The sequence below is a fragment of the Streptomyces sp. NPDC007875 genome, from assembly GCF_042868035.1.
In the GTDB taxonomy this organism is placed as follows: domain Bacteria; phylum Actinomycetota; class Actinomycetes; order Streptomycetales; family Streptomycetaceae; genus Streptomyces; species Streptomyces antimycoticus.
This window is the reverse complement of record NZ_JBIADZ010000083.1, coordinates 1-6,525: the sequence shown is the minus strand read 5'-3', so window position 1 is coordinate 6,525 and position 6,525 is coordinate 1. Positions and strand designations below refer to the sequence as shown.

Sequence of the window (6,525 nt, the reverse complement as noted above, 5' to 3'; positions counted from 1 at the left end):
CAACGCCAACCCCCGACTGCCATGGTCATACCTCGCCCATACCGGTCTGACCATCCACCCACCACACCCACCGAACTTACGAAAAGATCAGTAGTGCTGATCGGTCTCGACCTATGCAGTGATGTTCTCCGCCGTGAACGTGGGGATGTCTCAGCTGATCGAGGTCGGGGGATCCGCTTCCGTTCTCGCTGCTCGGCGGTGGGGTATGCCGTACGCACTCGGCGAGGTCTCAATGAGTCTTCGCCATGTGGATGGGCAGATCGACGAGGACCGCCCGTGGCCATGTACGGGCGTCGACGTCTTCGAGCCTTCGGTGCCATGGCGTACCTTCCGTTGACGGTCTCCACCACCGGCGACCCGGTGACACCGCACGAGGGCGGCGTCAGCCTCGCAAGACGCTCGGCGGTAGCCTGCTGACCGTCGAGGGAAGCTGGCACGGCGCGGCACTCGCCCAGAACTCCGGCATCAACGACGCCCTTTCCGACTACCCCATCCGCCTGAAGACACCCAGTGACGGGACATGCTGCAAACTCTGAGTCGCCCGTCGCCGCTGCAGCCGGCCGCGAGGGCTTACGGCATCACCGCCCACTCCTGCGCATGCTGGTGGACGAACTCGGTGAAAGTGCGCGGCGGGCGGCCGGTCAGGCCCAGTACGTCGGTGCTGATCTGGTCTTCCTGACCGGCCCGGATGCTGTCTTCCACGGCCGCGAGGGCATGCGCGAACTCGGCGGGGATGCCTGTCGCGCGGTAGTTGGCCGCCTGTTCGTCGGTGTCGATGTGCACCACGCGCACCGGTCGGCCGGTGCCGGTGGTGATGGTCGCCGCCGCGTCCGCGTAGCTCAGTGCCTTCGGTCCGGTGAGCAGGTAGTCACGGCGGTCGTCGGGCACGACGGCCGTGTCGGTCAGCAGGGCGCAGGCGGCGGCCGCGACGTCCTGGGCGTCGATCCAGCCCACTCGTCCCTCCCCGGCGGCGGTACGGATCTCGCCGTGCCGACGGACCCGTTCGCCCAGCGGGTGTGGGCGCAGGAAGTTCTGCATGAACCCGGACGCGCGCAGCACGGCCCACCCGGGCTGGGCCCGCACCCGTGCGGCCAGCTCCAGCGCGCTGGGGGCGTTCGGTAGCACGATGGCAGAGCCGAGAAGCACCATCCTGCGCACGCCGAGGCGCTGCGCCTCGGCCAGGAACGGTCCGACCAGCGGCAGCGGATCCACGCTCTGAACCGGTGGCACCAGGAACACCCGGTCCATTCCGCGCAGTGCGGCGGGATGGGTCCTCGGGTCACTCCAGTCGAATCGGATCGCGTCAGGGTCACTGGCAGCAGGGGTCCGGCTGGCTACCCGGACCGGCACGCCCTGGCCGCGCAGCAGTTCGGCCAGGATGCTCCCGGTCTTCCCGGTGCCGCCGGTCACCAGCACACCGGTCATCGGGCATCCTCCGGGCGCAGCGCGTCGAGCAGTTCGGGCAGCGTGCCGGCCGCCGCCGCGGTGGCCAGCGGGTTCCAGTAGTCCCGGTAGCAGGTGATCAGACCGTCCTGGACGGTGAGTACCACGATGTAGTCCAGCCGATACGGCTCTCCCGTACGTACTGTGGATCCGGTTCCCGTGAACTCCACGACGAGCGTGTCCGGCTGCCGCGTCTGGTACACGGTCATCGACGGGATCTCCCGTACGTCCATCAGCTCAGGGAGGCGGGCCAGGTAGGCGCGGATCTCGTTCCGCCCGGTCAGTCGGCGCGGTGAGGTTCCCGCGGCGAACGGGAACTCGGCGACGCCGTCGTCCGCCCACAAGTCGGCGGCGGCGTCGGTGTCGCCGGCCGTCATCAGGTCCAGCATCCGCCGGATTGTTGCTTCGGGGGTGCTCGTCGAGTCTTCGCGTGTGCTCGGCATGGTGTCCTCCGGTGTTCGACGGGGTGCGACCCGTCCAGACTGGGCGCGGGCGCGCGGCCCGGGAACCGACGGCTGAGCCCCGGACCGCCAGTCCGTGGCTAAGCGCGGCAACGGGTGTCACCATGAACGGGTGAGCAGAAGGGAACTGGCCGACTTCCTGCGCCATCGGCGGGAGGCGTTGCATCCGGAACGGTCGCCGGGCACGCACCCGCCGGGCCGACGTGCCCGCCGTACACCAGGATTGCGCCGCGAAGAGGTGGCCGCACTGGCCGGGGTGTCGGTCAGCTACTACGAACGGCTCGAACAGGCCCGCGCGCCGCGCCCGTCCCCGGAGGTACTCACCACGCTCGGTACGGCGCTGCAGCTCAGCACAGCGGAGCGCGAGCACCTGGCGCGGCTGGCCGGGCAGGTGCCACCCGGCACGGACGCCGATCGACAGCCGGTTCCCGACGAGGCCCACCGGCTCCTTGACCGGCTTGCACCGACCCCCGCCTACCTGGTCGACGAACGGCAGGACATCGTGGCCTGGAATGCCGAGGTGGCCGCGCTGATCCCCGGCTTTGAGCAGGTGCACGCAGCGGAGCGCAACACGGTGCGGCTGGCCATCCGCCTTGGCGGCACGTTCTGCCAGGCGGCGCAGGGCGCGGAAGGCGAGTTCGCCCGGCAGTTCGCCGCGCAGCTGCGGGCAGCCAGTGTCCGGTACCCGGCCGACCGCATACTCGGCGAGCTGATCAACGAACTCGCCGCCCACAGCGCGGAATTCGCCGCTGGCTGGCGCGATCACGACGTACGACCGGTACCCACACTGCGCAAGGTGCTGCGCCACCCCCAGCTGGGCGACCTGGAGGTGATCTCCCAAACCCTGCTGCTGCCGGGAACCGATCTGCAGTTGGTCATGTACCAGGCTGAACCAGGCAGCCCGAGCGCCGCCGCACTGGCCCGGCTCGGAGCACGCGGCCGGTGAACGGTCAGCCCTGAGCAGACGCGCCGTTGACGTCGAGGGCCGCTCGGGTCGCGGGCCGGCCGCACCGGCCGAACACCACTGCGTCCTCCGCCTGGGGCGCCCCTCTCCTCGCCCTCTGCAAAGGGACAAGATCATGGGACGAGAAGCCGTGGCCTCCGAATGAGACGAACCGGGAACGCGCAGGTCGCCATCGCGGAGCGGGGCATTCCGATTGCGGGCCTACAGCGGGCGGGAGCTTAGCTGATCGCGGCCACCGGTCGTCGGGATTCCGAGGTCAACGGTGGTGCGACGGCCGCGACGTCGGTCGACCTGGCTGAGCTTGTCCTCGGCGCCGACGAGGCTGACTCGCAGCCCTTCGACCTCGCCGAGCCATCCCTCCCGCTCGGCTTCGGCGATTCGGGCGATCAGGTTGTCTCGGATCTCGGCAAGCCGTGCCCGTTGGGACGGGTCAGGTCGGAGGAGCGAGCATCGGACACAAGCGTGCTCGTGAATGCAGGCGGTGCCGTAGGCGCGGGCGCAAGTGCCGACGGAGAGTTTGCGGCGTTCGAAGTGGCCGAGGAAGTCTTCCCATTCGGTGTCGGTTGGGGTTCGGCACTCCTCGGCCGGGCGCAGTGCTCTGCGGCGGGAGATGAACGCGCGGTGGGCTTCGATGGTCTCGCTGGGGTAGATGGCGTGGTAGCCCATAGTGGTGTTGATGTTGGTGTGACCGGCGATGGCCTGTGCGATATGGGGCGGCAAGCCGGAGCGGATGGCGTCGGTGATGAACATGCGGGCGGAAGTCATGTGGCGCGAAGTCCAGAGGCTGGCCGGTGGAGTCGGTGAGGCAGAGGAAGGCCAGGACTTCGGCGAGGGCCTTGCGGATGAATTCGCCGCTCATCCTGGAGTTTTCGCCGCTGCGGTCCCACTGGAAGAGCAAGGGGGTCGGCGGGTTCCAGACGCGTTCCTCGTAGTCGTAGGCGGACAGGAGAGGGATGACGCCGGTCTTCGCGTCGCGGACGCGGCGGATGATCGTGGCCAGGACATCGGCGAGTTCGGGGCTGACGAGCAGGATGCGTTCCTGGTCCGTCTTGGACGGGGCGATCTGGAGGAGGGGGACGATCTCGCCGGTGGTGGGCAGGCGGTACTGGATCATCGCGTGATGGCTGAGTTCCAGCATCTCCTCGATGCGCATACCCGTGTGGCGCAGGACCTCCGCTGCGGCCCAAGCCCAGAAGGCCCGGTGTTCGGCGAGGTCGAAGTACCGAAGGGCTCCGTCTTGATCGCGGGCGGTGGCGGTGGCGGCGTTTCCCGTGCGGACAAACATCGCGCCGTGGACGGTGAAGGCCGCGCCGGGCGGCGCCGCGAGAAGGGTTTCCAGGCCCGTTAGGTGGAAACGGTGGTGGTCGGCCCTGCCTTCGCGAACGATTCCAGGGCCGGGAGACGCTCGCGGGTGCGCTGATCCATGCGGGCTTTGACCCGCTTGACGCGCTTGCGGTCCGCGGTCTCGGCTTCCCTGATCGGGCACGGCGCGGCCCACGGCCCCCACCGGGCCGGCTCTTCCACCGCCCAGCGGGCGATGTCCAGGTAGCAGGCACGCACCGTCATGAGCAGCGGGGCCCGGTCGGCGCGTTCGACCACCGTCTCCTTGATACTGCCGTCCGGCTGCCTGCGCCGCTGGACGCGGATGCGGAAGCGCTCCTGCCGACGGCGGCCGATCCGTTACCGCAAGGTCTGCGAGATCGAAGACCGAGTACTCGAACCGGACGAGATCGGGCGGCCCTACGAAGCCTCCAAAGATCAGCTCGTGCCCATCAGCGACCAGGAACTCGACGACCTGCCCTTGCCCACCGCCAAGGCCATCAATGTCGAAGCCTTCGTCGAGGCCGAACGACTGGACCCCATCCGCTTCGGCAAGCCGTACTTCCTCCAAGCCGATGGCGCGGTCGCCGCCAAGCCCTACGTGCTGCTCAGGGAAGCGCTCCAGCGCAGCGACAAGGTCGCCATCGCAAAATTCGCGTGGCACAACCGCGAGCGGCTCGGCGCCCTGCGGGTGGTCGGTGACGCCATCGTCCTCCAGGTCCTGCACTGGCCGGATGAGATCCGCTCGGCCGAAGGGCTCGCCCCCAGGGCTGTCGACATCTCCGACTCGGAGGTCGACGAAGCCATGACCTTGATGGAGGCCATCGGCGGCACCGACATCAGCCAGTACCGCGACCAGTACCGCGAGGCGGTGGAAGCCGTCATCGAGGCCAAGGCCGCGGGCGTGGAGCCGCCCGAGATGGAGGCACCGGCCGAACCCAAGGGCAAGGTCGTCGATCTTATGTCCGCCCTGCAGGACAGCGTGCGCGCCGCCAGGAAGAGCCGCGGCGAGGACACCGGCGACGAGGCTGACGTGCACGAGATCAGCGGGCAGCGGGCAGCGCCGAAGAAGAGGGCCGCGAAGAAGACGAGCGCGGGTGCGGGCGGGAAGAAAGCGGCGGCTGCGAAGAAGTCTCAGAGGAAGCGGCCGGCGTCGTAACCGAGCGCGGGCGGCGGCACAGCCTGGCCAAAGCCCTCCGTGACCGCCTTCCCGCAGCTTAGTGGAAAGCCGAACACTTCCTGACATTCACTGCCATCGCCTGCACCCTCATCTGCTACCGCCGGCTGAATCACTGAACCGAGAACAGCACCGTGGCACCGTCGTCGCCTTCTTGCTTGCCACAATCAGTGGGATCGGACGACGGGGAGGAACAGCAATGGTGGAAGCGTGGGATGTGGCTGAGACAGTGGGAACGGTGGCATCAGCTGCGGCAGCAGCTGTGGCCACAGGGCTGGTCGCCTGGCAAGCCCGGCTAGCTCGTCGCGCCAATGCCAGCGCCCACGCGGTCGTGATCGATTCAGCCAAAGCCCGGCTGGACGCAGAGGCACCGGACCTGGACGTCAGAGTCCTTGCCCCGGCGTGGCCCCCGCTGCGTGACGCCAACGACAGCACATCCCATCTGGCAGGCGACATGGTCTGGAGCCTCCCCCGCGACGAGCGGCAGACTCTCGTTTGCACGCTGCCGGTTGACCTCACCAACCGGGGAACGCGGGATGCCGAGGTGACGATCAGCGGCGATGTCCGTCCGGTAAGCGAATTGGCAGACCATGCATGGCGCCCTGGCCAGCCGATCGAGGATTTCCTGATGCCCGGCAGAGAGCCTTACCGCTTTCACCTCCAGGGAACACTGACGTTGCGACAGTGCGCCGAGAACCGGGCCGCACGCGAACGAGGCCGTCCCCTACCGCATCGAATAGCCGGTGTCGTGAGCGCCACCGACCGGCGCGATGAAGGGATCACCGACCGTTGGGAGTTGGTGATGAGCGGCTGCCCGATCGAACCGGTCCCCGGGACCGAGGACCAGTGGCGTCTCACTGTCGATTCCGTGGTGCCTCAGTGGAAGATCCTCACCGTGGAACAGGTTGCCCGGGAGCGCACCTATTGGATCTCCCGCCGCCGAGGAGTGACGTATCCGTCGGTCGAGGATCTCCTAGGCTGAATCCGTGGCCACCAACAATCCGCGACGCTCTCCCGCTGGCACCGATGCAGGCCTCTTATCCGCCGCACCAAATGAGATGGCTTCTACTGATCTTTTCGTAAGTTCGGTGGGTGTGGTGGGTGGATGGTCAGACCGGTATGGGCGAGGTATGACCATGGCAGTCGGGGGTTGGCGTTGA

8 protein-coding genes are annotated in these 6,525 nt (G+C 68.2%); 4 read left to right on the top strand and 4 right to left on the bottom strand.

What is annotated here, in order from left to right; all coding sequences use genetic code 11:
* Positions 1 to 570: 570 nt before the first annotated feature.
* Together ACFYOY_RS48905 and ACFYOY_RS48900 are read right to left on the bottom strand one after the other, a co-directional pair.
* Positions 571 to 1,425 (bottom strand): NAD(P)H-binding protein, encoded by an 855-nt coding sequence (locus tag ACFYOY_RS48905; RefSeq protein ID WP_388594574.1) that lies wholly within the window; start codon positions 1,423 to 1,425, stop codon positions 571 to 573.
* Positions 1,422 to 1,886, bottom strand: coding sequence for a nuclear transport factor 2 family protein (locus tag ACFYOY_RS48900; RefSeq protein ID WP_388594572.1), 465 nt, complete (start codon positions 1,884 to 1,886; stop codon positions 1,422 to 1,424). Before ACFYOY_RS48900 ends, ACFYOY_RS48905 begins: the two co-directional genes overlap by 4 nt.
* 130 nt (positions 1,887 to 2,016) lie before the next feature.
* Between ACFYOY_RS48900 and ACFYOY_RS48895 the strand changes: the two genes are divergently transcribed.
* Entirely contained in the window at positions 2,017 to 2,850 is an 834-nt protein-coding gene (locus ACFYOY_RS48895; RefSeq protein WP_388594570.1) for a helix-turn-helix transcriptional regulator, read from the top strand.
* Positions 2,851 to 3,069: 219 nt separating this feature from the next.
* Here the strand turns inward: ACFYOY_RS48895 and ACFYOY_RS48890 are convergent, their stop codons facing one another.
* Positions 3,070 to 3,618, bottom strand: coding sequence for an integrase (locus tag ACFYOY_RS48890; protein ID WP_388594568.1), 549 nt, complete (start codon positions 3,616 to 3,618; stop codon positions 3,070 to 3,072).
* Here ACFYOY_RS48890 and ACFYOY_RS48885 point away from each other — a divergent pair.
* Positions 3,599 to 4,216, top strand: a complete 618-nt coding sequence (locus ACFYOY_RS48885) for a hypothetical protein (RefSeq protein ID WP_388594566.1) — start codon at positions 3,599 to 3,601, stop codon at positions 4,214 to 4,216. The two genes, ACFYOY_RS48890 and ACFYOY_RS48885, sit on opposite strands and share 20 nt — an antisense overlap.
* Here ACFYOY_RS48885 and ACFYOY_RS48880 read toward each other — a convergent pair.
* Positions 4,213 to 4,467 (bottom strand): hypothetical protein, encoded by a 255-nt coding sequence (locus ACFYOY_RS48880; protein WP_351904489.1) that lies wholly within the window; start codon positions 4,465 to 4,467, stop codon positions 4,213 to 4,215. The two genes, ACFYOY_RS48885 and ACFYOY_RS48880, sit on opposite strands and share 4 nt — an antisense overlap.
* Before the next feature lie 7 nt (positions 4,468 to 4,474).
* On the opposite strand from ACFYOY_RS48880, the gene ACFYOY_RS48875 reads away from it, so the two are divergent.
* Together ACFYOY_RS48875 and ACFYOY_RS48870 are read left to right on the top strand one after the other, a co-directional pair.
* Positions 4,475 to 5,347: a Ku protein gene (locus tag ACFYOY_RS48875; protein WP_388594564.1), complete on the top strand. Its 873-nt coding sequence runs from the start codon at positions 4,475 to 4,477 to the stop codon at positions 5,345 to 5,347.
* A 217-nt stretch (positions 5,348 to 5,564) separates the two neighbouring features.
* Positions 5,565 to 6,347: a hypothetical protein gene (locus ACFYOY_RS48870; RefSeq protein ID WP_388594562.1), complete on the top strand. Its 783-nt coding sequence runs from the start codon at positions 5,565 to 5,567 to the stop codon at positions 6,345 to 6,347.
* Positions 6,348 to 6,525: the final 178 nt, after the last annotated feature.